At 49.4% G+C, this 239-nt stretch carries 1 protein-coding gene; it reads left to right on the top strand.

The features are described from left to right. The coding region (locus V0R37_RS23175; protein WP_420376700.1) for a hypothetical protein at window positions 1-239 on the top strand (239 nt) is incomplete at both ends.

Here is a 239-nt window from a genome sequence, read left to right as displayed (position 1 = left end):
GTTTGCCGCAAACGCAGAGCACTATTATTTAGATGACACGACCAACCGAATTTTAGACAAAGTCCCGATAGAAAAGCCGCAGAGAAATGGAACAAAAACCCGAGAGCGCAGTGGTGTTTACAGCTCCGGTTTAGTCGCGGGCTTAAAAGAGGGTCGTACTGTCGTGTTGTATCAGACCAATATCGGTCATGCCGGCGAGTTCATCGACGAGATTTTACATGACCGTGGCCGGACACTCG

Source organism: Pollutimonas rozaliensis (assembly GCF_048751585.1).
In the GTDB taxonomy this organism is placed as follows: domain Bacteria; phylum Pseudomonadota; class Gammaproteobacteria; order Burkholderiales; family Burkholderiaceae_B.
The sequence above is the reverse complement of the archived record's forward strand: the minus strand, read 5'-3'. Positions and strand labels throughout refer to the sequence as shown.